The organism is Streptomyces sp. NPDC059875 (genome assembly GCF_042731085.1).
Taxonomy (GTDB): Bacteria; Actinomycetota; Actinomycetes; order Streptomycetales; family Streptomycetaceae; genus Streptomyces.
In genome coordinates, this window is record NZ_JBHWJZ010000023.1 from 46479 (window position 1) to 71857 (window position 25379).

The following is a 25379-nucleotide window of genomic DNA, read 5'->3' on the forward strand; positions in this document are numbered from 1 at the left end:
ACCTGCTCGTGTGACTCTGCGTTAACGGTACGACGTTGAGTCACACGAACAGACAAGGCGAGGAGTCGACATGAGGACGAGGCCCACCGTTGTCGGGGCGCTGGCCGTGGCAGCCGCCGTACTGCTGCCCGCCGGGGCGGCGTCGGCCGACGAGACGCACACGCAGACGTACAACGGCCCTCATGTCTCGAACGGACCGAGCCTCAGCCTCCACACCGGTCAGATCGACGACCCGCTGGAGGACGTCCTCGAACACGCGGCGGTGCTCGGCACCACCTACGTGTTCGACTGAACCGGATCCTCGTACGCCGCCCGCAGCCCGTCGACCGTCTCCAGGTCGGCGGGCTGCAGCGATTCCCGTACGAAGTCGCCGAGAAGCGCGTTCTGGCATGATCTCCCTGCGCGACAGGAGGACATGGAGAGAGAACAGCATGAGCGAACAACGTGTCGCCCTGGTCACAGGCTCGTCCTCGGGCATCGGTGCCGCCGTCGCCCGCCGCCTCGCCGACGCGGGGATCCGGGTCGTCGTCAACTCCGCGCGGTCCGTCGAGGCGGGCAAGGCCCTCGCCGCCGAACTGCCGGACGCCGTCTATGTACAGGCCGACGTCTCCGACGAGGCCCAGGCCGCCGGGCTCGTCGCCTCCGCCGTGGAGGCGTACGGCCGGCTCGACATCCTCGTCAACTGCGCGGGCACCACCCGGTTCATCCCGCACGACGACCTCGACGCGGCCTCGCCCGACGTCTGGCGGCACCTCTACGACGTCAACGTCATCGGGGTCTGGCAGACCATCACCGCCGCCGTCCCGCACCTGCGCGCGAAAGGCGCCGGCTGCGTCGTGAACATCTCCTCGCAGGCCGGCGTCCGCCCCGGCGGCAGCTCCATCCCGTACGCCGTCTCCAAGGCGGCCGTCAACCACATGACGAAGCTGCTCGCCAAGACCCTCGGCCCGGACGTCCGGGTCAACGCCGTCGCGCCCGGCTTCGTCGACACCCCCTGGTTCGACGGCGTGGAGGGCGCGGACGACGCCAAGGCCCATGTGGCGGGCGCGGTTCCGCTGCGGCGGGTGGGGCGGCCGGAGGACATCGCCCGGGCCGTCTTCGATCTCACCAACGCCTCGTACATCACCGGCGAGGTGCTGCTCGTCGACGGCGGAGGCCACCTCCTCGGCTAGCCGCCGCTCAGAGCGCGAGCTTGAACCCGTCGTGGCTGCGCGCGAAGCCCAGGGAGGCGTAGAAGCGGTGGGCATCCGTCCGCTGCTTGTTGCTGGTCAACTGGACGAGCGCGCAGCCGCGCTCGCGGGCCCGCTCCACCGCCCGCGCCATCAGCTCCCGGCCGAGCCCGCCGCCTCGCCGGTCCGCCCGGATCCGCACCGCCTCGATCAGGGCCCGCTCGGCCCCGCCCTTGCCCAGACCCGGGATGTACGTCGCCTGCAGACAGCCCACGACCAGCTCCCCGTCCACGAGCACCAGCATCTCGTTGCGCGGATCGCTCTCGATCTCCGCGAAGGCACGCTCGTACGCCGGGGTGACGACGACCGAGACGGGGTCCACGACCTTCTCCTCGTCGGAGAGGAGGGCGAGGACGGCGGGGAGTTCGGCATGGGTGGCCGGGCGGAGGATCACGGCCGAAGTGTCGCACGGGCGTACGGCTTGACCTCAAGCGAGGTTGAGGTCGAAGACTGGGTTCACCGACGACAGGAGGTCACCTGATGAACGCCGTTGCCCGGCCCGATGCCCGTCCCGACCTGCGCCGCCCCGGTGTGGGACTCGTCCTCGCCAGTACATGGCGCGTCGGGACGCCCGAGCGGCAGCGGGCCGCCGTCGACGCCGTCGCCAAGGTCTGGGAGAGCCGGGACTGGCCGGACGTCGGGCTGCTCTCGTACTCCGTGTACATCGGCACCGACGGGGACACCCTGCTCCACTACTCGCAGTGGACGAGCGAGGAGGCGTACCAGGACTTCTTCCGCACCTTCCGCGACGACCGGAACGCCGAGATCGACGCGGCCGTGCCCGGCATCGAGCGCGTCGGGCTCCACCGGTACGCCCCGCCGTACCGGTCCACCGAGCCGGCCGACGCCAGGATTCCCGGCTGTGTCGTCATCGTCGACGTGGAGTTCGACGGGCCGGACGCCGCCCGGCAGCGGGACTGGGTGGACGGGGTCTTCGAGGCGTTGGAGACGGACCCGGCGCCCGCGCCCGGCGGGATCTCGGGCCACTTCCACCTCTCCACCGACGGGACCAGGATCCTCAACTACGCGGAGTGGGAGAGCGAGCAGGCCCACATCGAGGCGCTCACCCAGCCCGGGGACGGGATCGGCTCGCCGACCCCGCAGTGGGCGAAGGTGCGGACGTACCCGGGCGTGGTCGGCAGCGGTGTGCGGCGCTACACGCCCGCGCTGAGTCTCGGCGCGGGCGCGTAGCGAGCGGCACTACGGGCGGAAGCGCAGCACCTGCGGGTCGTGGTCGCTGTTCTGGTCCGCGAACTCCGCGTTGATGTGGACGCTGTCGTACTCGAAGTGACGGATCCCCGGGCTGGTCAGGATCTGGTCGAGAACCTGGCTGTTGCCCTGGAAGACGTACGAGTAGCGCTCGCTGCGCGGCAGCGAGTTCACGGCCGGGTACAGCGCCCCGCCGTCCGTCAGTGCCGTCGTCGTCTCCGAGAACTCGAAGTCGTTGATGTCACCGACGACCAGGACGTCCGCGTTCTTCTCGATCGCGAGGACGTCCTTGACGAAGGCGTTGACGGCCTGCGCCTGGAGGAGGCGCTTGGCCTCGGAGGAACGGTTCGGCGGCTGGTGGTGCGAGACCAGGGACTCGTCACCGCCCTTGGAGCCGAAGTGGTTGGCGATCACGAAGACCGTGCGGCCGCGGAAGGTGAACTCGCCCGCCAGAGGCTTGCGGCTGTTCTCCCACGCCGTGTTCGCCGGGTCGATCCGGCCCGGGGAGAGCGTCAGCGCCGGGTCGCCGTCCTCGCCGCGCACCACACCCGTCGCGGCGGCGGCGTCGCCGCCCGCGCGGTCGGTGAAGGAGACGCGCTCCGGGTTGAAGAGGAAGACCTGACGGATGTTGCCGCCGGGCTCGCCGCCGTCCTTGTTGTTCACCGGGTCGACCGAGCGCCACTCGTACGCCGGGCCGCCCGCCGCCACGATGGCGTCGGTGAACTTCTTCAGCGTCTGGTCGGCCGCGACCGTGCCGTCGTTCTTGGCGCCGTTGTTGTCCTGGATCTCCTCCAGGGCGAGGATGTCGGGCGAGGCGAGGTTCGTCACCACGGCCGCGGCCAGCGCGTCGAACTTCTCCTGCGGGTCGGACGGGTCGAGGTTCTCGACGTTGTACGTCGCGACCGCCAGCTCGTTCTTGTGCTGCTTGTCCGTGGTCTCCCGCTCCAGGCCGCGGTCGACGACCGTGCCCAGGGTGCGCGCCGTCAGCGTGTAGCCGCCGAACTGGTTGAAGTCCAGCGGGCCCTCGGTCGTGCCGGAGAGCACGTCGCCGACGTTCGCCTTGGGGAAGGGCTGCTGGGCGATCGGGGTCAGCGACTGGATCTGGAGCCGGCCGGTGTTCTGCGAGGTGTACGAGCCGTAGACCGTGCCGCCGCGCCAGTTGCGGTTCTCCCAGGGCTTCACCGTGACCCACAGCTCGCTGTACGGGTCGGTGGCGCCCACGACGCGCGAGGTGCCGACGCGGACGTTGGTGCCCTCCAGCGACTCGTAGTAGTCCAGGGCGTACGACTCCGGGTCCAGCGTGAGCCCGTTGATGGACCCGGCGGCCGCCGGGTCGCCCTCGGGGGCGTACGCGTCGGGGACGGACCAGGCCGAGATGGTCACCGGGGCCGGGACCGGGTTGCCCTGCGAGACCACCGTCACGGTCGGCTTGGAGATCTGCGTCAGCGACTGGTTGCCGGAGTTCAGGCCGCCGGGGACGTACTCGCCGACCGTGCCGTTCACGCTGACCGCGTCGCCGACGGCGACGGTCGGCACGGAGCTCGTGAAGACGAACAGACCCTCGCTGGTGGCCGGGTTGTCATCGGCCTGCGGGTCCTGGATCCAGAATCCGCGCGAGCCGTACGTCCGGACACCGGTCACGATGCCCGTGACGCCGGTGACCTGCTGCCCGACGAGGGGCGAGACACGGGTGGTGCCCTGGATGTCGTGGACACGGACGCCGGCGGCGGTGTCCGCCGAGGTGTCGGCCGAGGCGGTCGAGCCCGCGAGGAGTCCGGCCGCGAGGGCGGCCGACACGACGGCGGCCACGGCCGCAGATCTCGGTATGGAGGAAGGCATCAGGGAACTCCGGAAGCGCTTGGAGAAACGGTCGATGAATCTACGCGCGTCAATCTCTTGGCTGAGCGGTGGACTTGTCAAGGGTCGACGGGTGTACGAAGGCTGACGGCTCCGTGAACCGGGGGTCCACCCGGGAAATGCGTCTACGCTGAAGGCCGTTCGACCCGACGCGCCCTTCGAGGAGAAGACCCCAGATGGCACCGGACCGCCCCACCCTGCCCCCCGTTCAGCTGCACTCGGACGCGGAGCTGGCGCGGGCCGCCCTGGCCGCCCCCCTCCTGGCCCGCGCGGCACGACTCGCCCGCTGGGCCGGCCCCGAGACCCGGGTCGGTGCGGGCGGGGAGCTCGTCGACGAGCAACTGCCCGCGGCGGCTGAGGTGTTGGGGCTCGCTGCCGACGAGGACGGCGCGGCGTACGCGAGCGAGGCGTGGCGGCTGGCCGTCGACACCGGACTCGTGGACGTCGAGGACGGCGACGACGACACCTCGGGCACGGTCACCACGGGCGAGAACCTCGCCGTCCTCACCGGCGGGGCGCCGCTCGACATCCTCGGCATCTGGCTCGACGGCCTCGACGTGGTGTTCGCCGACGCCACGGCGCCCGTGCTCGACGACCTGGCCGAGGTCATCGGCGAGGACGGCGAGATCGACTTCGAGCTCCTCGACTGGAACCCGGAGGAGGAGGCGGAGTTCCTCGAGGGCGTGCTCGGCAATCTGTACCTGCTGACGGTCGGCGAGGGCGGACCGGGCGAGGGGTCGGTGCCGCTGCCGGCGCTCGCCGCGTCGATGATCGTCCCGGACGACATGGGGGAGCCGACCGACGACGTGCTGGAGCAGGTCTCCGAGGCGATGATGCGCCTCGACGACCAGTTCCGGCTGCTCGAACCGATCGGGCTCGTCGAGTACCAGCCCGTCGACGAGGCGCTGATGGCGGAGGAGGGCGAGGAGCCCGCCCCGCAGATCGACGAGGTCGACGACGAGGACGTCACCCGCTACGGGATGGTCAAGCTGACGCCGCTCGGGCTCTACGGCGTACGGGCCCGGATGCTGGAGGCGGGCGTGGACGCGCCGGCGGTCGGTGAACTGGCGGACAAGGGCGCGGAGGTGCTCCTCGACGGGCTCGCGTCCTACCCCGAGGCCGCGGCGCGCGCCGAGACCGTGGGCTGGCTGGCCGGGCGGGACGAGGTGACCGCCGCGCGCGACCTGCTCGGCGCGGCGCGGGGCGTCGACGCCGGCTCGCCGCTGCGGCGCCTCCACTGCCAGCAGGCGCTCTCGCTGGTGGGCGTGGCGGCGGAGCCTGCGGTACGCGAGGTGCTGGACGACGCGGAACTGGGCGGGCTCGCCCGGGTCTGGCTGGCGGAGCGCGGCGCGGCGGACATCCCGGCGCCGCCGGAGTCGATGATCTTCTGGCTGGCGATCGACACGATCGCGGCGCAGCTGGACGCGGAGGGCGACCTGGAGGAGCTCCGGGACCTGATCGAGGGCCTGACGGGCCGGCACAGCGGCTTCTTCGACGCGGCGTGGCGCGTCGAGCACCCGGCGACGGCGGAGGTCCTGGAGGCGATGGGCCGCCTCCACCGCGACAAGGGCGCGGCGAAGGAGGCCCGGAAGGCGGCCTTCAAGGCGAGGTCGCGCGCGGGCGCGTGAGTGTCGGGGCGCTGCCCCGGGGTCCGTCGCGCCGGGTGATTCCCCCACCCCACCCCTTCCCGAAACCCTGACGGGACCGGGGGCTCCGCCCCCGAGCCCCCGACGCGCCCGCTTCGCGGCGCGGGTGTGTGGGGGCGTGCACCCGGGCCGCGTCGGCGCGCCTGCTTCGGGGCGCGAGGATCCGACGGGCTCGGGCTCGGCCGCCCGGCTGCGGTCGCTGTCGGGTGCTGAGGGAGGGCTCGGCCCGTGGCCTCAGCCCCCGGCGCGACGCCACCGGAGCCCCGCCGCCGGACGGCGGTGGCTGGACCCTGGACGGCAGTGGCCGGCCCGTGGACAGCGGCGGGCGGGGCGCTCGCCCCCCGAGGTGTCACGTACGCAAGTACGACGCGCCGTTGAGGTCGAGGATTGTGCCCGAGGACCATTCGGCCTCCGGGGAGGCGAGCCAGAGGACCGCCTTCGCGATCTCCTCGGGGGTCCCCACGCGGTGGAACGGGCTCTGGGCGCGGATCGCGTCGCCCTCCGGGCCCGTGAGGCGGGGGGCCACGCGCTCCGTGGCGAAGAAGCCGGGGGCGACGGAGGCCACGCCGATGCCGTACGGCGCCAGGGAGACCGCCAGGGACTGGCCCAGCGCGTGGACGGCCGCCTTCGTCGCACCGTAGGCCGGGTGGTCCGGCTCGCCCCGGAACGCGCCCCGCGAGCCGATGTTGACGATCCTTCCGCCCCCGCCCTGGTCGATCATGCGGCGGGCCGCCAGATGGCTGAGGTTCGCCGTGGCGAGGAGGTTCACGGCGACGTGCCGCTGCCAGATCGCCACCCACTCCTCGTACGGCGTCTCCGGCAGCGGGTGCCGTTCGTTGACCGCCGCGTTGTTGACCAGGACGTCGATCCCGCCGAGCGCCTCCGCCGCCGCGTCCGCCACCGCCGCCGCGCCCGTCGGATCCGCGAGGTCGCCGCCGGTGAGGACGTGGCCGGTGCCGTCCAGGGAGTCCAGGGTCTCGCGGGCCTCGTCGGCGCGGGAGCCGTAGTGGACGGCGACCCGGTCGCCGTTGGCGGCGAACGCCTGGGCCACGGCGCGACCGAGGCCCCGGGACGCCCCGCTGACCAGGACACGCCGACCGGTGGTGGGCAGGTTCATGGAAGGCCGCCTCTCTGTTCAACTCCCGTTTATACGTGGGCGGGACCGTGTGCCCCGACACCGGGTGACCCCAGGGAGACGAATCGTCATGCCGCTCGACCGCAGAGAGTTCGCCAAGAAGTCCGCCGCGACCGGCGCCGGGCTCGTCCTGACCGGCGCCGTCGGGGCGCTGGCCACCGCACCCGAGGCACTGGCCTCCGAGGACCGGGAGGGCCACGGACACGGACACTGGCACCAGCTCGGCTACGGCCCCCTCGTCGAGGACCCCGCCGGGATCCTCGCGCTCCCGGCCGGCTTCTCGTACCGCGTCATCACCCACAGCGGCGTCACCACGCTGGAGTCCGGCGAGTTCACCCCGCAGAAGCACGACGGCACCGCAACCTTCGCCGGCCCCCGCGGCACCACGCTCCTGGTGAACAACCACGAGCTCAAGGGCGCCCGCTCCAAGTGGAAGCACCCGGTCCCGCTCACCGAGGGCCTCGTCTACGACCCCGCCGCGGCCGGCGGCTGCACCGTCGTCGAGGTGCACCGCGACGGCACCGTCGCCGAGTGGGTCGGCATCGCCGGCACCTCCACCAACTGCGCCGGCGGCCGCACCTCCTGGGGCACCTGGCTCACCTGCGAGGAGAACTCCGACCTCGCCGGCGAGAACGGCATGACCAAGGACCACGGCTACGTCTTCGAGGTCGACCCGCGCGACCGCCGCGCCAACCGCGACCCCAAGCCCATCAAGGCCTTCGGCCGCTACGACCACGAGGCGGTCGTGATCGACCCCAAGCGCGGTCACGCCTACCTCACCGAGGACGCCTCCGAGCCCAACGGCCTCTTCTTCCGTTGGGTGCCGCCGAAGGGCTTCGAGCACGGCCGCGGCAAGCTCCGCACCCTCGCCGACGACGCCGGCGTCCTCCAGGCGCCCCGCTGCATCGACTCGGGCGGCCGGTTCGTCGACGACCTCTCCCGGGCCACCCGGATCGGCACGGTCTACGGCGTCGACTGGGTGGACGTCCCCGACCGCGACGGCCGCGAGGTCGAGGTCCGCGAGCAGTTCGGCCCGGACGAGGTCACCCGCGCCCGCAAGCTGGAGGGCATGTGGTGGGCGGACGGCGGCGCCTACATCGTCTCCTCCTACGCCCGCGAGGAGAGCCCCGGCGCCCCGCACGACGGCCAGGTCTGGTTCTACGACCCCAAGCGCCGCACCCTCACCCTCCAGGTCCTCCTCGGCGTCAACGCCGACCCGGACAAGGACGGCGCCTACGACGGCCCGGACAACATCACCGTCTCCCCCTACGGCGGCCTCGTGATCGCCGAGGACGGCGAGGGCATCCAGCACCTCTTCGGCGCCACCGAGCGCGGCCGCACCTACCCGATCGCCCGCAACGACCTGAACGACAGCGAGTTCACGGGCGTCGTCTTCTCACCCGACGGCGACACGCTCTACGCCAACATCCAGGACCCGGGCATCATGCTCGCGATCACGGGCCCGTGGCGCCGCCAGCCCCGCCGCTGACCTCCCCGTAACAGGGCCCGCCGGGTGACCGGCGGGCCCTTTCCGTACAGGGGATCAGAGGGCCTGGGCGGCCGGCTTCACCATGCCCCGGACCGTGCGGGACTTCACGAACTCGCCCATCGCCGTCATCTCCCACTCGCCGGAGAACTGCTTGATGAGCTTGGCCATCATCACGCCCGTCTGGGGCTCGGCCGTGGTCAGGTCGAAGCGGACCAGCTCCTCGCCGGTCGCCGCGTCCATCAGCCGGCAGTACGCCTTGGCGACCTCGGTGAACTTCTGGCCCGAGAAGGAGTTGACCGTGAAGACCAGGCCCGTGGCGTCGGCGGGGAGGCGGCCGAGGTCGACCACGATGACCTCGTCGTCGCCCGCGCCCTCACCGGTCAGGTTGTCACCGGAGTGCTTGATGGAGCCGTTCAGGATGGACAGCTTGCCGAAGTAGCAGCTGTCCAGGTGGTTGCGCTGCGGGCCGTACGCGATGACCGAGGCGTCGAGGTCGATGTCCTTGCCGCGGTACGCCGGCTCCCAGCCGAGGCCCATCTTGACCTGGGAGAGCAGCGGGCGGCCGCCCTTGACCAGGGACACGGTCTGGTTCTTCTGGAGGCTGACCCGGCCCTTGTCCAGGTTGATCTTCCCGGTGGAGACCGGGGCGGCGGCGGGCGGAGCGGCCGGCGGGGGAGGCGTCGAGGCGGCGACCCGCGGGTCCACGGGAGCGGCCACCGGAGGCGGGACCGGGGCGGCCGGCGCGACCGGGGTCGGGGGAGCGGCCGCGGCGGCGGGCTCCTCGTCCACCGAGACGCCGAAGTCGGTGGCGATGCCGGCCAGCCCGTTGGCGTACCCCTGGCCGACGGCACGCGCCTTCCAGGCGCCGTTGCGGAGATAGATCTCCACGACCACCAGCGCCGTCTCCGTACCGAGCTGCGGCGGGGTGAACGTGGCGAGGACGCTGCCGTCGTCGGCGTTGCGGATCGTCGCCGTGGGTTCGACGCCCTGGAAGGTCTGGCCCGCGGCGTCGGGGCTCGCGGTGACGACGATCTTCTCGATGCCGGGCGGCACCGCGCCGGTGTCCACCAGGATCGCGTCGGGAGCCGTGCCGCCGCCGGAGCGGTAGGTCACACCGGGGCCTGACGGCTGGTTGTAGAAGATGAAGTCGTCGTCCGAGCGCACCTTGCCGTCGGCGCTGAGCAGGAGGCCCGAGACGTCGAGCCGCACCGGGGCGGCCACGTCCACCGCCACACGCGCGGCGGAGAGAGGGATGTTCGAGCCGGGGGTCATAGCGGTCATGCCAGGGGTAACGAGCGAGACCGCTTTGCCGTTCCCTTACCTTCGCTACCTTCGGCCACTCTGGTTACGGGGGTGGTTCCGGGCCATGCGCTCGTTGCCGAACTTGTACGCGCCCGTCCACCGGGCCATGACGAGCTGGGCGTCCCCCGACCCCACCTCCGCCAGGAACTTCTCCGCGCGTCCCCCGCGCAGGGTGCCCGCGGCGCGGCCTCGGTGGGTGATCACGACCGAGCCGTCGGCGCGCTGCTCGTAACTGAATCCGAAGGGCTGTGGCATGCCGGTCATCCTGCCGCCCGGGGGCGGGTGCGTCATACGAATATTCGAGCGGCTCGTATCCTTGCCGCTCGTGGGTGGGAGCTCTTTTCGTACGCAGGACGTGGACGAGGCGCGGCAGGAGATCGACGCGCGGTACTACGCCAACTTCATGGACGTCATCGAGCGGCGGGAGCGTCCCTTCGCCGCCCGGTTCGACACCGTCGACCTGGGGGCACTGGTCATCGGCGATCTGGCCTGCGGGGCCGACGTGCGGATGCGCTTCGGCGAGCTCGGGGCGTTCCACGTCAACGCGCCGCTCAGCGGCACGATGGAGATGCGCCAGGGCGGCCGCGCGCCGGTGGTGGCGACGGCGACCGAGGCCGTGGTGCTCGACCCCTCGGGGGACACCTTCCTGGACCGGTGGAGCGGGGACTGCCGGACCGTCTCCGTGAAGATCGGCGCGGCCGCGCTGCACGACCGGCTCGAGCGGCTCCTCGGCCGTCCGCCGCGTGGCGCCCTCGCCTTCGAGCCGCGGTTGGACATCTCCCGCGGCCCCGGACTGAGCTGGGCGCGCCTCGCCGGGCAGGTGGCCCGTGAGGCGCTCGCCGGGGACAGCCTGGCCCACCACGAGCTCGTCGCCCTGCCCCTTCAGGAGGCGCTGCTCAACGGACTGCTGCTGGCCGCCGAGCACCCGTGGCGCGAGGAGCTGGCCCACCCGAAGGAGCCGCTGCGGCCCGCGCCCGTCAAGCGCGCCATGGACGCCGTACGGGACCGCCCCGAGCACCCCTTCACCACCACTGAGCTCGCCGGCCTGGCCCGGGTCGGGGTGCGCCGGCTCCAGGAGTCGTTCCGGGAGTACCTGGGGATGTCACCCATGGCGTACGTCCGTGAGGTCCGGCTCGAACGGGTCCACGAGGAGCTGCGGAGCGGTGGACCGGGTGAGCTGAGCGTGAGCGAGGTGGCCTGGCGCTGGGGCTTCGCCCATCACGGGAGGTTCGCGGCGCAGTACCGGACGCGATTCGGCGAGACGCCCTCGCAGACCCTGCGTTCGGAGCGCTGACGGCGGCTCGCCGCGTTCCGCGGACAGTCGCCGCGCTCAGCGGATCGCGGTGCGTCGCACCGCCGCCGTAACGTTCCCTCTGTCGCGTGTGCCAACGCACGCAGTGACCCGGGCCCCGGCCGGCGCCCCCGCATAAGTCCGGCCGGGGGCCTGCGTACGACCGGGGCGGAGCGTCTAGTACGGCCAGCGCGGCGGGTCGGTGCAGAAGTGGCCGCCCAGGTTCGCGTTCGCCGGATCGCCCTCCGGCGGCATGCCCTGCTCGGCGATGATCCGTTCCGCGAACCGCTCCGAGTCGTCCTGCGGCTCGTAGCCGAGGGCCCGGGCCGAGGAGAGGTCCCACCACAGGCGGGTGTTGGCGGACGATCCGTACACCACCGTGTGGCCCACGTTCTCGGCGGTGAGAGCGGCGTGGAAGAGCCGCGCGCAGTCGGCGGGGCTCAGCCACATCGAGAGCATCCGGACCGAGGTCGGCTCGGGGAAGCACGATCCGATCCGCACGGAGACGGTCTCGAGGCCGTGCAGATCCCAGTAGAACTGGGCGAGATCCTCGCCGAAGCACTTGGAGAGGCCGTAGAAGGTGTCCGGCCGGTGCGGGGTGTCGACGGGGATCACCGACTCGTCCCCGCGCGGGCGCGGGGTGAAGCCGACGGCGTGGTTGCTGGAGGCGAAGAGGATCCGGCCCACCCCCTCCTCCCGTGCGGCCTCGTAGAGGTGGTGCAGGCCGGTGATGTTCGCCGCGAGGATCTTCTCGAAGGTCGACTCCAGGGAGATGCCCGCGAGATGGATGATCGCGTCGACTCCCCGTACGGCCTCGCGCAGCGCCTTGCGGTCGGTGACGTCGGCGACGATCGCGTCCGGTGCGCCGTCGACGGGCGCCAGGTCGAGCAGCCGGAGCTCGTACCCGTACGCGGGCAGCAGCTCGCGCATCAGCGTGCCGACGCCACCGGCGGCGCCGGTGAGCAGGACGGTGCGGGGTGTGGGCATGGAGGAGATCTCCGTCCGTGGATCGAATTCACAAACGTGGACACGGTAGGGACGGGGCTCGCTGAGCGTCAAGAGCGCACACGGACCGTCAAGACCGAACGGTGGAGAGGTGTTTGCGCCTTGACCGCCCCTTCGGGGCTGCTCTAGCGTGAAGTCGTTCAAGAATATGGACAACAATCAGAACTGTGCACGACGGTGCACGACGGACTTCTCTGGGAGCGCCCGTGACCTCAGCCCCGCTCGCCGACCGGCTCGACGGCCTGCTGTTCTTCCCCGTCACCGCCTTCGGACCGGACGGCACCGTCGACCTCGACCTCTTCCGCACCCACGTCCGAACCGGCATCGAGGCGGGCGCGGGCGCCGTCTTCGCCTGCTGCGGCACCGGCGAGTTCCACGCCCTCACCCCCGAGGAGTTCCGCGCCTGCGTCGCCGCCGCCGTGGAGGAGTCCGCCGGCCGCGTCCCCGTCCTCGCCGGCGCCGGCTACGGCACCGCCCTCGCGATCCGGTACGCACGGCTCGCCGAGGAAGCCGGCGCCGACGGACTCCTCGCCATGCCCCCGTACCTCGTCGTCGCCGACCAGGCCGGGCTGCTGCGCCACTACACCGAACTCGCCGCCGCCACCTCGCTCGACGTCATCGTCTACCAGCGCGACAACGCGATCCTCACCCCCGAGACCGCCGTGGCGCTCGCCCGCGCCGAGGGGATCATCGGCCTCAAGGACGGTCTCGGCGACCTCGACCTGATGCAGCGGATCGTCAGCGCCGTCCGCGCCGAGGGCCTCGACCTGCTGTACTTCAACGGCCTGCCCACCGCCGAACTCACCGGACTCGCCTACCGGGGCATCGGCGTCACGCTCTACTCCTCCGCCGTCTTCTGCTTCGCCCCCGACATCGCCCTCGCCTTCCACCGGGCCCTCGCCACCGGCGACGACGCGACCGCGGAACGGCTCATCGACGGCTTCTACCGCCCCCTCGTCGAACTGCGGGCGAAGGGCCGCGGCTACGCCGTCTCCCTCGTCAAGGCGGCGGTACGCATGGGCGGTCTGGACGTCGGCGAGGTGCGGCCGCCGCTGAGCGAGCCCGCGCCCGAGCACCTGAAGGAACTCGCCGTGATCATCGAGCGCGGGCGGGCGCTCCTCGGGACCCCGGAGGGCGACGCGTGAGGGCGGGGACGTATCTCTACCCGTGGGACGTCGTCGGCGACCCGGCGGCGCCGGGCCTCCTCGCCGACCTCGGCGTCGCACAGGTCACGCTCGCCTCCGCCTACCACTCCACGCGCGCCCTGACGCCCCGGCATCCGGGGCACCGGATCGTCACCGCCGAGTACGCCGCCGTGCTCTACCCGCCGGACGGGGCCCGCTGGTCGGGGCGCTCCCTGCGGCCGTACGAGGCGGGGGAGTGGGCTCCCGGCGACGCGTACGGGGAGGCGGCGGGCGCGCTCGCGGACGCCGGCCTCGAGGTGCACAGCTGGGTCGTGCTCGCCCACAACTCCCGCCTGGGGGCCGAACATCCGGGGACCTCGGTCGTCAACGCCTACGGCGACCGCTACCCCTGGGCCCCGTGCATCGCCCAACCGGACGTCCGTGCCTGTCTGGTGGACCTCGCGGTGGAGGCGGCGGTACGGCCCGGGGCGGCCGGCACCGAGCTGGAGTCCTGCGGCTGGTACGGCCTCGCGCACCTGCACGCCCACGACAAGACCGCGGGGGTCGTGCTCGGGGACCGGGAGCAGTACCTGATGTCGCTCTGCTTCTGCCCCTCCTGCCGGGAGGGGTACGGGGACGAGGGCGTCGACCCCGCCGCGCTGGCGGCGGCCGTGCGGGGCGCGCTGGAGCCGGTGTGGGCCGGAGGCGCGGCCGGGCCGATCGACGGCTTCGAGTCCGCCGCCCTGTCCTGGCGCGTCAGGACGGCCCGCGCGCTCCAGGAGTCCGCGGTGGCCGCGGTCAGGGCGGCCGCCCCGCCCGGCTTCCGCGTCCTGCTCCACGCGGACCCGCACGCGTACCGCTGCGGTGCGAACGTCGGCACCGACCCGGCGCACGTGCTCGCCCTGGCGGACGGCGTGGTCACCCCGGCCGGCACCGTGGCCCCCTTCGCGGCCCACGCGGGCCCGGACACCGTCCTCGCGGCCAACTTCCCGGTGGTGACGGGCATGGGCGGCTCCCCGTCCACGCTCGCCGAGGACGCCGAGCGAGCGGCGGCGGCGGGCGCGACCGAACTCCGCCTCTACCACGCGGGCCTGGCATCGGACGCCGACCTCGCGGCGGTACGGGAGGGCCTGCGGGCCCTGGGCTGAGGGGTGACGCCGGACCGGTGCGTCGGACGTCCACGCCCCCCGTGCGGAGTGGACGTCCGGGCTCATGCGTCGGCCGTGCCGGCCGCGGCGGCCGCTTCGGCCGGGGCGGGTGTCCGGGCGGGCCGCCCGGATCCGCCCCGGAGCGCCAGGACGAGCGCGCCCGCCAGGCCCGCGACGGTCAGGAGGGGCAGTAGCAGACGGATGTCGAGGAGGGCGACCAGGCCCGCGCCCGCCGCAAGGGCGATCGCGTTCGGGACGAAGACCAGGGTGTGGGCCGTCGCCGCCGCGCGGCCCACGGCGTTCTCCGGTGCCTCCCGCTGGACCGCGGTCATCGCGGCGATCAGGACACAGGGCAGACCCAGGCCGATCAGCGCGCTCGCCACCAGCGCCACCCCGTCGTGCGGAACGGCGCGGGCGCCGGCCGCCAGGGCGAACAGGGCCAGCCCCGCGGCGGACAGCAGCCGTTCGGGAACACGGCGCAGCATCGGTCCTGCCACCAGGCCCGCGACGACCGAGCCCGCACCCTGGACGGCGTACAGCACCCCCGCGTACGCGGGGGAGTGACCGAGCCCCCGGTCCACGACGGCGTAGATCGCCGCCCCGTTCACCCCGGCGAGCAGCATCGTGAACGAGCCCGCCAGGATCAGCGGGCGCAGCGCCGGCGAGGCCCGGATCGTCCGCAGGCCCTCCGCCGTGTCGCGGAGCCAGTGCGCCGACGCCGGACGCACCGGCTTCTCCTCCCGTACCCGCAGCAGCGCGAACACCCCCGCGGCGAGCGCGAACGTCGCCGCGTCGAGCAGCGCCACCGGACCGCCGCCGTACCGCGCGAAGAGACCGGCCGCGACGAGCGGGGCGATGAGCTTCACGCTCTCGTTGACCGTCATCCGCAGCCCGTTGAAGTCCCCGAGCAGCCGCTTGTCGAGCGCGCTCGCGGCCAGCGCGACCTCCGCCGCCTCGTGGACGGTGCCCTGGATCCCGTACAGCACGAGCACGGCGAAAAGCAGCCACACCCGGTCCGCCGTGTCGACCCACAGCAGCGTCGGCAGCAGCGCCGCCATCGCCACGTTCGACCACACCATCAGCGGCCGTCGCCGCACCCGGTCCGCGACCGTGCCGAGCAGTGGACCGACGAGCGCCGGCGCCCACAGGGCGAACACGGTCAGGGCCGCCAGGCTGTCCGAGCCGGTCAGGGACTTGACCCAGATGCCCGACGCCAGCCACATCGCGGTCGTGCCGAAGCCCGAGACCAGTACACCGGTCAGATAGAGACCCGCTGTTGTTCCTCTCATGGGAGGCAGCCTGGCGTCTGAGGCGGCCGGTGCGGATCGGGCAGATGCCCTAGAGAGCGTGGAGATCGGGTCCGTAACACCGACGACACCTGAAAGGGTCCGCCGCTGGGCACAATCCAGCCAGCCGTCCCGAGGAGAGTCATGTTCGACACCAGAACCAACCCGCTCGACCGATACTTCGCGATCAGCGCCAGGGGGTCGTCCTTCGGCCGGGAGATACGTGGCGGCCTCGCCACGTTCTTCACCATGGCCTACATCCTCGTGCTCAACCCGATCATCCTGGGCAGCGCGGAGGACAAGTTCGGCCACACGCTCAGCGGCGCCCAACTGGCCACCGTCACCGCCCTGGTGGCCGCCGTCATGACCGTGGTCATGGGCGTCGGCGGCAAGCTCCCGCTCGCCCTCGCCGCCGGACTCGGACTGAACGCCGTCGTCGCCTTCCAGCTCGCACCCCTCATGAGCTGGCCGGACGCGATGGGGCTCGTCGTCCTCGAAGGCATCCTGATCTGCGTCCTCGTCGTCACCGGGCTCCGCGAAGCCGTCATGCACGCCATCCCGCAGCCGCTCAAGCAGGCCATCAGCGTCGGCATCGGCCTCTTCATCGCCTTCATCGGCTTCGTCGACGCCGGCTTCGTGACCCGCATCCCCGGCGAGACCGGCGCCGTCCCCGTCCAGCTCGGCGCGAGCGGCCACCTCTCCGGCTGGCCGGTCCTCGTCTTCTGTCTCGGCGTCCTGCTCACGGTCGCGCTCATGGCGCGCAAGGTGAAGGGCGCGATCCTCCTCTCCATCGTCGCGATGACCGTCGTCGCGATCGTCATCAACGAGATCGCCGACATCCCGGCGGCCGCCTGGGGCCTCACCGTCCCGGCCGTCCCCGAGGACATCGTCGCCGCGCCCGACTTCGGGCTGGTCGGCTCCTTCAGCCTCTTCGGCGCCTTCGAGCAGATCGGCGTGGTCACCCTCGTCCTGCTCGTCTTCACCCTGCTGCTCAGCGACTTCTTCGACACCATGGGCACGGTCGTCGGGGTCTCCAGCGAGGCCGGCCTGCTCGACGAGAACGGCAAGGTCCCGAACCTCGGCCGGGTCCTCCTCATCGACGGCGCCGCCGCCGTCGCGGGCGGCGCCGCCTCCGCCTCCTCGAACACCTCCTACATCGAGTCGGCGGCCGGCGTCGGCGAGGGCGCCCGCACCGGCTTCGCCTCGGTCGTCACCGGCGGCCTGTTCGCCCTGGCTCTCTTCCTCACCCCGCTGGCCACCGTCGTCCCCGCCCAGGCCGCCGCGCCCGCCCTGGTCGCCGTCGGCTTCCTGCTGATGGCCCAGGTGCGGCACATCGACTGGACGAGCTACGAGATCGCCATCCCGGCCTTCCTGACGATCGCCGTCATGCCGTTCACGTACTCGATCACCAACGGCATCGGCGCCGGATTCCTCGCCTACGTCGTGATCAAGGCGGTCCTCGGCAAGGCGCGCGAGGTGCACGCGCTGCTCTGGGCGACGGCCGCGCTGTTCGCGGTCTACTTCGCGATCGACCCGATCGAGCAGTTGCTCGGCGTCAAGTAGCGCTGCCGGGAGCGGAGATGGCGAGCAGTGCGGTGCGCGCGGCGTCGCACAGCTCGTCGTCGTCCGGGACGGAGCGCCAGGTGCCGTGCGGGACGGGCCGCTCGTCGGCGTCGAGATACCGCCGCAGAAGGGGAGCGGCCTCGACGGCGGGAGGGCCGATCTCGCCGAGCAGCCTGATCGTCTCGGTGACCGCCCGGGTGGCCTTCCCGCCCTCCCGGGCGAAGGGCTCGATCGCCCCGACGAGAACGGGGACGACCTCGTTCGTCTCGCCGGTGATCCGCCACAGCGCCGTGCCGACGCGCAGCGGCAGCCAGTTCGTCCTGTGCCGGGTGAGGAGTTCGCGCAGCCGCGGGACGTACGGCGCTCCCGCGGGCCCCAGTTCCCCGAGCAGCGTGGCGGCGTTGTCCCGGCCGTACGGTTCGCCCAGCTTGGGGAGCAGCCGGGCGAGCGCCGGCTCCCGGTCTCCCGTGAGCCGTCCGTACGCGAGCGCCAGGGCGGGTCCCTCGAACGACCAGCCCTCGGAAGGGGGTGGGAGCAGCGCCCGCAGCCGCTCCCGGGGCACGGACTCCGCGGCCACGGGGCCGATCGCGGCGAGCGCGTCCAGAGCCCACACGGCGCAGTCGGTGTCCAGGAGGCGCAGCAACTCGGGGATCGCGGGAGCCGCCGCGGGACCCCAGCGCTCCAGGAGCCGGCAGAGCGCGCGGCGCTCGCCGAGGGTCGAGGCGGCCGCGAGCCGGGACCGCAGGGGCGGCAGCAGGACATCGGCGTGGGCGGCGAGACCGCCCGCGGTCTCGACCAGACTCAGCTCGTACGTCCACCAGCCGTCGGCGTGCGTCTCGTGGTCCGCGAACCCCAGCCGCTCGCCGGCGAGACGCTCCACGAGCGGGGGTACGCACCGTGCGTCCCCGAGCCGGGACAGCGCCCAGACGGCGTGGTCCTGGGCGGGCAAGTACGGCTCTCCCTCGTCCGTTACCATGGCCGCCAGCGCGTCGGCCCAGGGGAGGGCCGCGTGACCGCACATGCCGAGGACGCGGGCGGCGAAGAGGCGGTGTCCGGGCTCGGGGTCGGACAGCAGACGGGCGACGGCCGGCAGTAGCGCGGGTACGGCGGAGCGCCGCCGACCCATCGCGTCGGCTGCCGCTTTCAGCGCACCTGTCCGCACGGCCGCGTCCGGATGCGCCAGCAGGTTCCGGATCGCGGCGAACAGCTCCGCCGGGTCGGCGTTCAGCAGGCTGACGGTACGCGCCACGGTCCACGCGGCGTGCGCGGCGTCCGGCTGCCAGGTGGCCGGATCGCTGCCCAGCAGGACCTCGGACACGGTCCGCGCGTACGCGCTGTCGGCCTGCCCCCGCAGGGCCGTGTGCAGCGCCTTCACGGCGGCGAGGCGGACGGCCGGCTCGCCGCCGTCCGTCAGCCTGCGCAGCCAGGCGAGGGACGCGTCCCGCTCCTCGTCGGCGTGAGGCGTCAACGAGCCGACGGAGTCGACGAGTTGGTGCCGTGTCTCCGGATCCGGCTCCACGGCCCACCGGGCCGGCAGCGCCGTGAGCACCTCGTCGGCCCGGTGACGGGCCTCGGCCAAGGCGTCCGCCACGGCCCGGCGGATGGCCGCCTCCGGCGCGTCGAGCCAGGGGAGGAGCCGCGTCACCGCCAGGTCCCAGGCGGCGGGCCAGGCCGGGTCGACGAAACGGGCCTCGGCAGTGTTCCCCGAGTGGGCCAGGCACCCGACCAGCTCGAGGAGTTCCTGACGGACTGCCGGTGCCACGGCCGGGTCGGCCGCGGCCCGGAGCACGTAGGGCAGGGCAGGTGCCGCCGCGGTCTCTACGCAGCCGCCCTGGTGGTGGACATGGGTCAGCAGGTCGTCGGAGGCCCGGGCCGCCTTCTCCGGACGGTACAGGTCCCGCAGCATCACGGGCACGTCCTCGGCCGACCCGTAGGCGTGCCGCAGGGCCGCCCAGTCGATGTCGTCGAGCCCCGCGAGAGCGTCGCCGTTCATGCCACCGCACTCTTCCGGGCCCGGCTCTCGTACCGCAGCGCTGCCCCCGTCACCACCGCGCCGAGCCCCTCCCACAGACCGACTACGAGGAATCCGGCCGGCGCCCGGCCCGTCACGACGGCGAGGGTGAAGACGGCGCAGGTGAGGAGACGGAACGGGACCGTCCAGCGGAAGAACGGCTTCCAGTCCGCGAGCGAGGCCAGGACGTAGTACACGCCCATATTGAGCGCGGCCATCGAGGACGCAGTAAGGAAGACGAGGGTGTGGTCGTCATCCGCGCGGCTCGCTTCCGATGTGGGCTCGAAGCCCATGACGGTGAGCATGGTGTCGGGTGCCACCAGCCCCACCACCCCCAACGCCGCGGCGAGCAGCCCGAAGACGGCCATGGTCCAGCCGGACAGGGAACGGGGCAGTCGCACGGCGGTCCTCCGCAGGGGGTCGAAACTATGCTCGGTTCATGAGTGACCTTGCATACCGTGTCGCGGGGCCCGCCGACCAATCGGCCCTCGCCGCGCTCGACGACTCCTTCACCACGGACTACGTCTACGCAGTCGCCGCCGGGGACGTCGGGTTCGGGCTGCGGCTCGTCGCCGTCGACCCGCCGCTGGTCAAGGTCTTCCCCGCGGACGACGAGAGCGATGGGGACGACTCCGGCGGCGACCTGCACGAGATCGTGGCCGTCGACGGCGACGGGACCGTCGCCGGCTTCGTCGCCGTCGCCGTCGAGGAGTGGAACCGGCGACTCGTCGTCCACCAGATCACCGTCGACCCCGCCCACCGCAGCCGTGGCATCGGCGGCGAGCTGATGCGCCGCGCCCTGGCCCACGGCCGCGAGCGCGGCGCCCGTACCGCCTGGCTGGAGGTCACCAGCGTCAACGTCCCGGCGGTACGGGCCTACCGGCGCATGGGGTTCCGGCTCTGTGGCCTGGACACCACGCTCTACACCGGCACCGAGTCCGAGGGCGAGACCGCCCTCTTCATGGCCAGGCCCCTGGGCTGAAGGGCAGGCGGCGTCACTTCAGCGCCGCCTTCATCATCTTCTGCGCCACCGGCGCCGCCAGCCCGTTGCCGCTGACCTCCGAGCGCGCGGCGCCGGAGTCCTCGATCAGGACGGCGACCGCGACCTCCTTCCCGGTGTCCGCGTCCTTGGCGTAGGACGTGAACCAGGCGTACGGCGTCTTGCTGTTGTTCTCGCCGTGCTGTGCCGTACCGGTCTTGCCGCCCACCTCGGCGCCGGCGATCGCCGCGTTGGAGCCCGTGCCCTTGTCGACCACGGTCACCATCGCACTGCGCAGCTGCTCCGCGGTCGAGGAGGAGACGATCCGCCGGGTGTCCCCGTCCTCGAAGGACTCGAGGGCGTCCCCGTCGGAGTCGACGACCTGCGAGACCATGTGGGGCGCCGCCATGAGTCCGTCGTTGGCGATCGCCGCGGACACCATGGCCATCTGGAGCGGCGTCGCCGTCACATCGAACTGGCCGATGCCGGTGAGCGCGGTCTGCGCCTTGTCCATGTCGGACGGATACACACTCGCGTAGGCGCGGACGGGCACGTCCTGCTCGGCGTCGTTGAAGCCGAACTTCTCCGCCATCGCCTTCACCTTGTCCTGGCCGAGATCGACCGCGATCTTGGCGAAGACGTTGTTGCAGGAGTACTGGAGCGCGGTGCGGATCGTGGCGTTCTCGCAGGGCGCGGAGGGGTTCTCGTTCTCCAGGTACCGAGTGGAATTGGGCAGCTTGTACGGATTGGGGCTGTTCGTCGCCGTGTCCACGGAGCCGTAGAGCCCGTTCTCCAGCGCGGCCGCTGCGACGACCAGCTTGAAGGTGGAGCCCGGGGGCAGCGGCTGCCGCAGCGCCCGGTTGACCAGCGGCTTGTCCTTGTCCGTGGTCAACCCCTGCCAGTCGGAGCCGTCGGTCAGGCCGGCGATCTTCGAGGGGTCGTACGAGGGCGTGGAGACCAGCCCCAGGATCCGCCCGGTCTTCGGGTCGATGGCGACGGCCGCGCCCTTCTTGTCGCCGAGCGCCTCGTACGCCGCCTTCTGGACCGCCGGATCGATCGTCGTGACCACGTCACCGGGCTCCTGCTGCTTGCCGGTGAGGGCGTCCAGCGGGTTCTTCAGCCGCGTGTCGGTGCCGTCCAGGACGTCGGAGTAGATGCCCTCCAGCTGCGTCGCGCCGTAGGCCTGCGAGCTGTAGCCCGTGACGGCCGCGTAGAGCTCGCCGTCGGTGTAGCTGCGCTTGTACGCGAGATCGCTGCCCTGCGTCTCCTTCGAACCGGTGACCGGGGAGCCGGCCACGATGATGTTCCCGAGCGGCTGCGCGTACTGCGCCATGACGTTCCGCCGGTTCTTCTTGTCGTCCGCGAGGGCCTTGGCTTCGTACGCCTGCACCCAGGTCGCCCGGCCCAGCAGGGCGAGCACCAGGAGCAGCGAGAAGACCGAGGCGCGCCTGATCGTCTTGTTCATCCCGTATACGGGACGAGCGGGAGGGGGCGTGGCGTTCCGGGTGTGTTCCGTTTCTCAGGGAACGTTCACCTCCCGGACAGCCTGCTGTGGCCCACCTCACCGGGGCCCACCTCACCGAGGGCTGACGAACCCCGACTCGTACGCCAGGATCACCGCCTGCGTGCGGTCCCGCGCCCCCGTCTTCGCCAGGACCGACGCCACGTGGGTCTTCACCGTCGCCGGGCCCACGCCCATCCGGCCGGCGATCTCCGCGTTCGTCAGGCCCGTCGCCACCAGGCGCAGCACCTCCGCCTCCCGCTCGGTCAGCCGGGCCACCCAGGGCGGCGCCGCCGGGGGACGGCGGCGGGCGTGTTCGGCTGCGAGGCCCCGGACCGCCGCCGGGTAGAGCAGCGAGTCGCTGCGCGCGACCAGCCGGACGGCGTCCACCAGCTCCTCGGCCGCCGCCCGCTTCAGCAGGAACCCGGCCGCGCCCACCCGCAGCGCCTCGTAGACGTACGCGTCGTTCTCGAAGGTCGTCACCACCACGATCCGCGGCGGCTGCGTCATCCCCGCCAGGATCTGCTCGGTCGCCCGGATCCCGTCGATCTCCGGCATCCGCACGTCCATCAGCACCACGTCCGGCCGCCGCTCACGCACCACCGACACGGCCTCGGCGCCCGTCGACGCCTCGCCCACGACCTCCAGGTCGGTCTCCGCGTCGAGGATCACCCGCAGGGCGGTCCGCACCATCCGCTCGTCGTCCGCGAGCACGACCCTGATCACCGGGCATCCCCCAGCGGCAGGCGCACCGCGAGGCGCCAGGTGCCGTCCGCGGGGCCCGCCTCCGACGTGCCGCCCAGCAGGCGGGCGCGCTCCGCGATGCCGAGCAGGCCGCGGCCGCCGTCAGGGCGGGCGACCGGCGCGCGGGCCGGCAGGGGGTTCTCCATCGTGATCTCCAACTCGTCGTCGTGCAGGGCGAGCCGCGCGGTCACGCGCTCGCCGTCCGCGTACCGGGCCGCGTTCGTCAGGCCCTCCTGGACGATCCGGTACGCCTCCCTCGACACCGCCTCCGGAACCCGGTCCAGCTCCCCGGTCACCGACAGCCCCACCCGTTGCCCCGCGCCCTTCACGAGCGCGTCCAGCGCGTCGAGCGTGAGCCCCGGCAGCTCCCCGTCGTCCTCGCCCTGACGGAGCAGGCCGAGGACGGAATCCAGTTCGCCGACCGTGCGCCGGGTGGTCGCCTCGATCGCCGCCAGCGCCTCGCGTACGAACTCCACATCGGTGTCCAGGACCCGCCGCGCCGCGCTCGCCTGGAGCGTGACCGCGCTGAGCGCGTGGCCGACCGAGTCGTGCAGCTCGCGGGCGAGCCGGTTGCGCACGGCCAGCTCGGCGGCGCGCCGCTCGGCCGCCGCCAGCCGGTCCGCAGGGCTCGGACCGAGCAACCGCGGCGCCTGCCGGGCGAGGAACTCCCCGGTGGCCGCCGCGGCGGCGGCGAGCGCGAGGAGCATCAGCAGCCCGGCGGGGACCCCGGCCCACTGCAGCCAGGGCCGGTCCAGACCCCAGAGCGCGGTCAGCTCCGACTTCTGCAGCGACGCCGAGAACGGCAGCGCCAGCACCGTGACCGCGAACGGCGGCAGCGCCAGCGTCGCTCCGCTGACCAGCGCGCCGACGCCCAGGTGGAGCGTGAACCAGCCCGCCGTCCGCGCCTTGGCGCTCCTGCCCCGGGCCGGACCGTCGGCGAGCCGGTCCGCCCGGATCCCGCACAGCGCCCGCGCCGCCGCCACCGACATCGGCCGGGTCAGCGGGAAGAGCGAGGTGAGCGCGGCGAGCGGCAGGCCGATGGCGTACGCCCCGAACTGCACGGTCAGGCTCGCCGTGAACATCGACCCCCCGCCGGTGAGCCATCCCATGACCACGGTGCCGACCAGCCAGTACGGCATGAACAGGGCGCCGCCCAGGATCAGATGGATCCAGCGGAGCCGGGCCCGCTGCCCGAACAGGACGCTCACGCGCTCGCGCTCCGGCGCCGAAGGAAGACGGCCAGGCAACCGGCCAGCAGGAACCCCGTGATCATTTCACCAGCGTAGGTCAGCTGGGCCAGGCCGGTGAACGCCTTGGCCCCATCCCTGTCCGGCATGAACGTCACCAGGGTCATGTACGCGCCCCAGCACCCCACCCCGCCCGAGCCGACCCAGGCCAGGCCCAGCGTCGTACGGACCGACAGCGACCGGGCCCGCTGGAAGACCAGCAGTAGCACGGTGACGACGGCGACGGCGACGAAGAGCGCGCGCATCCACTCCAGGACGTAGAAGTCGCCGGTGCGCCGGGAGATCTGCGCCGCCGAGAGCCCACGCGTCGAGCCGAGCCCCCACATCAGATGGACGGCCATGGGTGCCAGGGCGAGCAGTGAGGCGACGACGGCCGTGACGCGTGCACCGGTGCCGTGGAGCCGGGCGGGCAGGTCGCCCAGGGTGCCGCGCCAGACGTGCGCCCAGCGGTCCCGTGCGTAGAGGAAGAAGAGGGTGCCGAGGGCGAGTCCCTGGACGATGAAGCCGCAGTAGACGACTCCGAAGACCCACTCGTCGAGGAACGGTTCGCTGCTGGACGCGGGTTTCCGCGGGCCGGTGAGGAGAGAGACCGCGATCTGCGCGGGGAAGCCGATCATGATCGGGGAGAGCAGACCGGTCGCGGCCCACACCGGGAAGGCGAGCAGCCAGGCCCGCACCCGCAGGCCCCACGGCTGGGTGAGCAGCAGGGCGAGGGCCACGACCGCGGCGTCCATCACCACCGAGATCGCGTTGACGGTGACCATCAGCCCTCGGTTCTCCAGGAGGACGCTGCCGGCCGGGATGCCGATGTCGCTGCCCGCCACCCAGGCGATCTTGAGCGAGATGTACGGGAGGCAGGCCAACTCGGCGGCGGTGCACAGGATTCGGCGGGCCGTGCTCGGGCGGCCGGGTCGGCCGGTCGGCGCGGGGGTGGGGAGGGGAGCGGTCTGTGTCATGGCTTCACGCTCCCGCGCGGACCCCGCCCCTCACCTCCTGCCCGCCGACGAACCGCCTCCGCCGCACGGGGGAGACGGACCTCCGCCTCCCCGAATTGACCCATGTCTTCCGAGCAGAAATGCACCCCTCGTCAGGTCACTGGCACGCGTAAAGTGATCTTCATGAACACGACGCAGACCTTCGCCCCGCTCCTCACCCGCGCCGCCACCGCCGAGACCACCGCCGACCCGAGCAGCGTGATGACGCTCCTCGCCGACTCCGACACCACCGGCGGGCAGCTCACCAGTTACCGCTCGACCTTCGCGAAGGGTGCCGTCGGCGCCCCGGCGCACTTCCACACCAAGGCGTCGGAGATGTTCTACGTGCTCGGCGGCTCGCTCCAGGTGCTGCTCGGCGAGGAGTTGACCGTCCTGGAGCAGGGCGACTTCCTGCTCGTGCCGCCGCACACCCCGCACGCCTTCGCCGCGGCGCCCGGCGCCGAGGCCGACGTCCTGTTCGTCTTCACGCCGGGCATGGCCCGCTTCGACTACCTGCGGCTGCTCGGCCGTGTGATGCGCGGCGAGGCGAGCTTCGAGGAGATCAAGGAGTCCTCCGAGCGGTACGACAACCACTACGTGGACAGCCCGGTGTGGCAGGCGGCCCTGGCCGCGCGCTGA

25 protein-coding genes are annotated in these 25379 nt (G+C 72.6%); 11 read left to right on the plus strand and 14 right to left on the minus strand.

Annotated elements, in window-relative coordinates:
- Positions 1-70 precede the first annotated feature (70 nt).
- Complete coding sequence (locus ACFV9D_RS25910; RefSeq protein ID WP_385150796.1) at positions 71-292, plus strand: hypothetical protein; 222 nt, start codon at positions 71-73, stop codon at positions 290-292.
- Here ACFV9D_RS25910 and ACFV9D_RS25915 read toward each other — a convergent pair.
- Entirely contained in the window at positions 277-417 is a 141-nt protein-coding gene (locus ACFV9D_RS25915) for a hypothetical protein (protein ID WP_385150799.1), read from the minus strand. The two genes, ACFV9D_RS25910 and ACFV9D_RS25915, sit on opposite strands and share 16 nt — an antisense overlap.
- A gap of 14 nt (positions 418-431) precedes the next feature.
- Here ACFV9D_RS25915 and ACFV9D_RS25920 point away from each other — a divergent pair, with 14 nt between their 5' ends.
- Positions 432-1172, plus strand: a complete 741-nt coding sequence (locus tag ACFV9D_RS25920; RefSeq protein WP_385150801.1) for an SDR family NAD(P)-dependent oxidoreductase — start codon at positions 432-434, stop codon at positions 1170-1172.
- A 7-nt stretch (positions 1173-1179) separates the two neighbouring features.
- Here the strand turns inward: ACFV9D_RS25920 and ACFV9D_RS25925 are convergent, their stop codons facing one another.
- Entirely contained in the window at positions 1180-1623 is a 444-nt protein-coding gene (locus ACFV9D_RS25925; protein ID WP_385150804.1) for a GNAT family N-acetyltransferase, read from the minus strand.
- 86 nt (positions 1624-1709) lie between these two features.
- Between ACFV9D_RS25925 and ACFV9D_RS25930 the strand changes: the two genes are divergently transcribed.
- On the plus strand, positions 1710-2420 hold the full coding sequence (locus ACFV9D_RS25930; RefSeq protein ID WP_385150806.1) for an antibiotic biosynthesis monooxygenase: 711 nt from the start codon (positions 1710-1712) through the stop codon (positions 2418-2420).
- Positions 2421-2429: 9 nt separating this feature from the next.
- On the opposite strand, the gene ACFV9D_RS25935 is transcribed toward ACFV9D_RS25930, so the two are convergent.
- Positions 2430-4277: an endonuclease/exonuclease/phosphatase family protein gene (locus ACFV9D_RS25935; protein ID WP_385150809.1), complete on the minus strand. Its 1848-nt coding sequence runs from the start codon at positions 4275-4277 to the stop codon at positions 2430-2432.
- 194 nt (positions 4278-4471) lie between these two features.
- On the opposite strand from ACFV9D_RS25935, the gene ACFV9D_RS25940 reads away from it, so the two are divergent.
- Positions 4472-5923 carry a hypothetical protein gene (locus ACFV9D_RS25940; protein ID WP_385150812.1) on the plus strand — a complete coding sequence of 484 codons (1452 nt, stop codon included), beginning with the start codon at positions 4472-4474 and terminating at the stop codon, positions 5921-5923.
- Positions 5924-6290: 367 nt separating this feature from the next.
- On the opposite strand, the gene ACFV9D_RS25945 is transcribed toward ACFV9D_RS25940, so the two are convergent.
- Complete coding sequence (locus ACFV9D_RS25945; RefSeq protein WP_385150815.1) at positions 6291-7058, minus strand: SDR family NAD(P)-dependent oxidoreductase; 768 nt, start codon at positions 7056-7058, stop codon at positions 6291-6293.
- An 88-nt stretch (positions 7059-7146) separates the two neighbouring features.
- Between ACFV9D_RS25945 and ACFV9D_RS25950 the strand changes: the two genes are divergently transcribed.
- Complete coding sequence (locus tag ACFV9D_RS25950) at positions 7147-8565, plus strand: alkaline phosphatase PhoX (protein ID WP_385150818.1); 1419 nt, start codon at positions 7147-7149, stop codon at positions 8563-8565.
- 54 nt (positions 8566-8619) lie between these two features.
- Here ACFV9D_RS25950 and ACFV9D_RS25955 read toward each other — a convergent pair whose 3' ends face one another.
- On the minus strand, positions 8620-9846 hold the full coding sequence (locus ACFV9D_RS25955) for a TerD family protein (RefSeq protein WP_385150820.1): 1227 nt from the start codon (positions 9844-9846) through the stop codon (positions 8620-8622).
- Between the two features lie 45 nt (positions 9847-9891).
- Positions 9892-10122 (minus strand): hypothetical protein, encoded by a 231-nt coding sequence (locus tag ACFV9D_RS25960; protein ID WP_385150823.1) that lies wholly within the window; start codon positions 10120-10122, stop codon positions 9892-9894.
- A 70-nt stretch (positions 10123-10192) separates the two neighbouring features.
- Between ACFV9D_RS25960 and ACFV9D_RS25965 the strand changes: the two genes are divergently transcribed.
- Positions 10193-11161: an AraC family transcriptional regulator gene (locus ACFV9D_RS25965; RefSeq protein WP_385150826.1), complete on the plus strand. Its 969-nt coding sequence runs from the start codon at positions 10193-10195 to the stop codon at positions 11159-11161.
- Positions 11162-11335: 174 nt separating this feature from the next.
- Here ACFV9D_RS25965 and ACFV9D_RS25970 read toward each other — a convergent pair whose 3' ends face one another.
- Positions 11336-12145, minus strand: a complete 810-nt coding sequence (locus ACFV9D_RS25970; protein ID WP_385150829.1) for an NAD-dependent epimerase/dehydratase family protein — start codon at positions 12143-12145, stop codon at positions 11336-11338.
- 224 nt (positions 12146-12369) lie between these two features.
- On the opposite strand from ACFV9D_RS25970, the gene ACFV9D_RS25975 reads away from it, so the two are divergent.
- Positions 12370-13308 carry a 5-dehydro-4-deoxyglucarate dehydratase gene (locus tag ACFV9D_RS25975; protein WP_385150833.1) on the plus strand — a complete coding sequence of 313 codons (939 nt, stop codon included), beginning with the start codon at positions 12370-12372 and terminating at the stop codon, positions 13306-13308.
- Positions 13305-14435: a hypothetical protein gene (locus tag ACFV9D_RS25980; RefSeq protein ID WP_385150836.1), complete on the plus strand. Its 1131-nt coding sequence runs from the start codon at positions 13305-13307 to the stop codon at positions 14433-14435. The genes ACFV9D_RS25975 and ACFV9D_RS25980 overlap by 4 nt, the downstream gene beginning before the upstream one ends.
- Positions 14436-14497: 62 nt before the next feature.
- Here ACFV9D_RS25980 and ACFV9D_RS25985 read toward each other — a convergent pair whose 3' ends face one another.
- Positions 14498-15724: an MFS transporter gene (locus ACFV9D_RS25985; RefSeq protein ID WP_385150839.1), complete on the minus strand. Its 1227-nt coding sequence runs from the start codon at positions 15722-15724 to the stop codon at positions 14498-14500.
- Between the two features lie 141 nt (positions 15725-15865).
- Here ACFV9D_RS25985 and ACFV9D_RS25990 point away from each other — a divergent pair, with 141 nt between their 5' ends.
- Positions 15866-17284 (plus strand): NCS2 family permease, encoded by a 1419-nt coding sequence (locus ACFV9D_RS25990; RefSeq protein WP_385150842.1) that lies wholly within the window; start codon positions 15866-15868, stop codon positions 17282-17284.
- Here the strand turns inward: ACFV9D_RS25990 and ACFV9D_RS25995 are convergent.
- Both ACFV9D_RS25995 and ACFV9D_RS26000 read right to left on the minus strand, forming a co-directional pair.
- Positions 17277-19277: a hypothetical protein gene (locus ACFV9D_RS25995; RefSeq protein ID WP_385150845.1), complete on the minus strand. Its 2001-nt coding sequence runs from the start codon at positions 19275-19277 to the stop codon at positions 17277-17279. The genes ACFV9D_RS25990 and ACFV9D_RS25995 overlap by 8 nt on opposite strands.
- Positions 19274-19663 carry a hypothetical protein gene (locus ACFV9D_RS26000; RefSeq protein WP_385151065.1) on the minus strand — a complete coding sequence of 130 codons (390 nt, stop codon included), beginning with the start codon at positions 19661-19663 and terminating at the stop codon, positions 19274-19276. The genes ACFV9D_RS25995 and ACFV9D_RS26000 overlap by 4 nt, the downstream gene beginning before the upstream one ends.
- A gap of 71 nt (positions 19664-19734) precedes the next feature.
- On the opposite strand from ACFV9D_RS26000, the gene ACFV9D_RS26005 reads away from it, so the two are divergent.
- Positions 19735-20277 carry a GNAT family N-acetyltransferase gene (locus ACFV9D_RS26005; protein WP_385150848.1) on the plus strand — a complete coding sequence of 181 codons (543 nt, stop codon included), beginning with the start codon at positions 19735-19737 and terminating at the stop codon, positions 20275-20277.
- A gap of 13 nt (positions 20278-20290) precedes the next feature.
- On the opposite strand, the gene ACFV9D_RS26010 is transcribed toward ACFV9D_RS26005, so the two are convergent.
- The 4 genes from ACFV9D_RS26010 to ACFV9D_RS26025 form a co-directional block, all read right to left on the minus strand.
- A complete protein-coding gene (locus ACFV9D_RS26010) occupies positions 20291-21739 on the minus strand; it encodes a peptidoglycan D,D-transpeptidase FtsI family protein (protein ID WP_385150851.1) in 1449 nt (482 codons plus the stop codon).
- A 111-nt stretch (positions 21740-21850) separates the two neighbouring features.
- On the minus strand, positions 21851-22468 hold the full coding sequence (locus ACFV9D_RS26015; RefSeq protein WP_385151068.1) for a response regulator: 618 nt from the start codon (positions 22466-22468) through the stop codon (positions 21851-21853).
- 29 nt (positions 22469-22497) lie between these two features.
- Positions 22498-23727: a sensor histidine kinase gene (locus ACFV9D_RS26020; protein ID WP_385150853.1), complete on the minus strand. Its 1230-nt coding sequence runs from the start codon at positions 23725-23727 to the stop codon at positions 22498-22500.
- A complete protein-coding gene (locus ACFV9D_RS26025; RefSeq protein WP_385150856.1) occupies positions 23724-24722 on the minus strand; it encodes a hypothetical protein in 999 nt (332 codons plus the stop codon). Before ACFV9D_RS26025 ends, ACFV9D_RS26020 begins: the two co-directional genes overlap by 4 nt.
- Before the next feature lie 162 nt (positions 24723-24884).
- Between ACFV9D_RS26025 and ACFV9D_RS26030 the strand changes: the two genes are divergently transcribed.
- Positions 24885-25379, plus strand: coding sequence for a cupin domain-containing protein (locus ACFV9D_RS26030; RefSeq protein ID WP_385150859.1), 495 nt, complete (start codon positions 24885-24887; stop codon positions 25377-25379).

Coding starts and splice junctions, on each gene's coding strand:
- ACFV9D_RS25945 (WP_385150815.1), bottom strand. CDS start 7,058: ATGAACCTGCCCACCACCGGTCGGCGTGTCCTGGTCAGCGGGGCGTCC.
- ACFV9D_RS26015 (WP_385151068.1), bottom strand. CDS start 22,468: ATGGTGCGGACCGCCCTGCGGGTGATCCTCGACGCGGAGACCGACCTG.
- ACFV9D_RS25910 (WP_385150796.1), top strand. CDS start 71: ATGAGGACGAGGCCCACCGTTGTCGGGGCGCTGGCCGTGGCAGCCGCC.
- ACFV9D_RS26030 (WP_385150859.1), top strand. CDS start 24,885: ATGAACACGACGCAGACCTTCGCCCCGCTCCTCACCCGCGCCGCCACC.
- ACFV9D_RS25990 (WP_385150842.1), top strand. CDS start 15,866: ATGTTCGACACCAGAACCAACCCGCTCGACCGATACTTCGCGATCAGC.
- ACFV9D_RS25970 (WP_385150829.1), bottom strand. CDS start 12,145: ATGCCCACACCCCGCACCGTCCTGCTCACCGGCGCCGCCGGTGGCGTC.
- ACFV9D_RS25995 (WP_385150845.1), bottom strand. CDS start 19,277: ATGAACGGCGACGCTCTCGCGGGGCTCGACGACATCGACTGGGCGGCC.
- ACFV9D_RS25960 (WP_385150823.1), bottom strand. CDS start 10,122: ATGCCACAGCCCTTCGGATTCAGTTACGAGCAGCGCGCCGACGGCTCG.
- ACFV9D_RS25915 (WP_385150799.1), bottom strand. CDS start 417: ATGTCCTCCTGTCGCGCAGGGAGATCATGCCAGAACGCGCTTCTCGGC.
- ACFV9D_RS26025 (WP_385150856.1), bottom strand. CDS start 24,722: ATGACACAGACCGCTCCCCTCCCCACCCCCGCGCCGACCGGCCGACCC.
- ACFV9D_RS26000 (WP_385151065.1), bottom strand. CDS start 19,663: ATGGCCGTCTTCGGGCTGCTCGCCGCGGCGTTGGGGGTGGTGGGGCTG.
- ACFV9D_RS25950 (WP_385150818.1), top strand. CDS start 7,147: ATGCCGCTCGACCGCAGAGAGTTCGCCAAGAAGTCCGCCGCGACCGGC.
- ACFV9D_RS25955 (WP_385150820.1), bottom strand. CDS start 9,846: ATGACCGCTATGACCCCCGGCTCGAACATCCCTCTCTCCGCCGCGCGT.
- ACFV9D_RS26010 (WP_385150851.1), bottom strand. CDS start 21,739: ATGAACAAGACGATCAGGCGCGCCTCGGTCTTCTCGCTGCTCCTGGTG.
- ACFV9D_RS25985 (WP_385150839.1), bottom strand. CDS start 15,724: ATGAGAGGAACAACAGCGGGTCTCTATCTGACCGGTGTACTGGTCTCG.
- ACFV9D_RS25940 (WP_385150812.1), top strand. CDS start 4,472: ATGGCACCGGACCGCCCCACCCTGCCCCCCGTTCAGCTGCACTCGGAC.
- ACFV9D_RS26005 (WP_385150848.1), top strand. CDS start 19,735: ATGAGTGACCTTGCATACCGTGTCGCGGGGCCCGCCGACCAATCGGCC.
- ACFV9D_RS25935 (WP_385150809.1), bottom strand. CDS start 4,277: ATGCCTTCCTCCATACCGAGATCTGCGGCCGTGGCCGCCGTCGTGTCG.
- ACFV9D_RS25930 (WP_385150806.1), top strand. CDS start 1,710: ATGAACGCCGTTGCCCGGCCCGATGCCCGTCCCGACCTGCGCCGCCCC.
- ACFV9D_RS25920 (WP_385150801.1), top strand. CDS start 432: ATGAGCGAACAACGTGTCGCCCTGGTCACAGGCTCGTCCTCGGGCATC.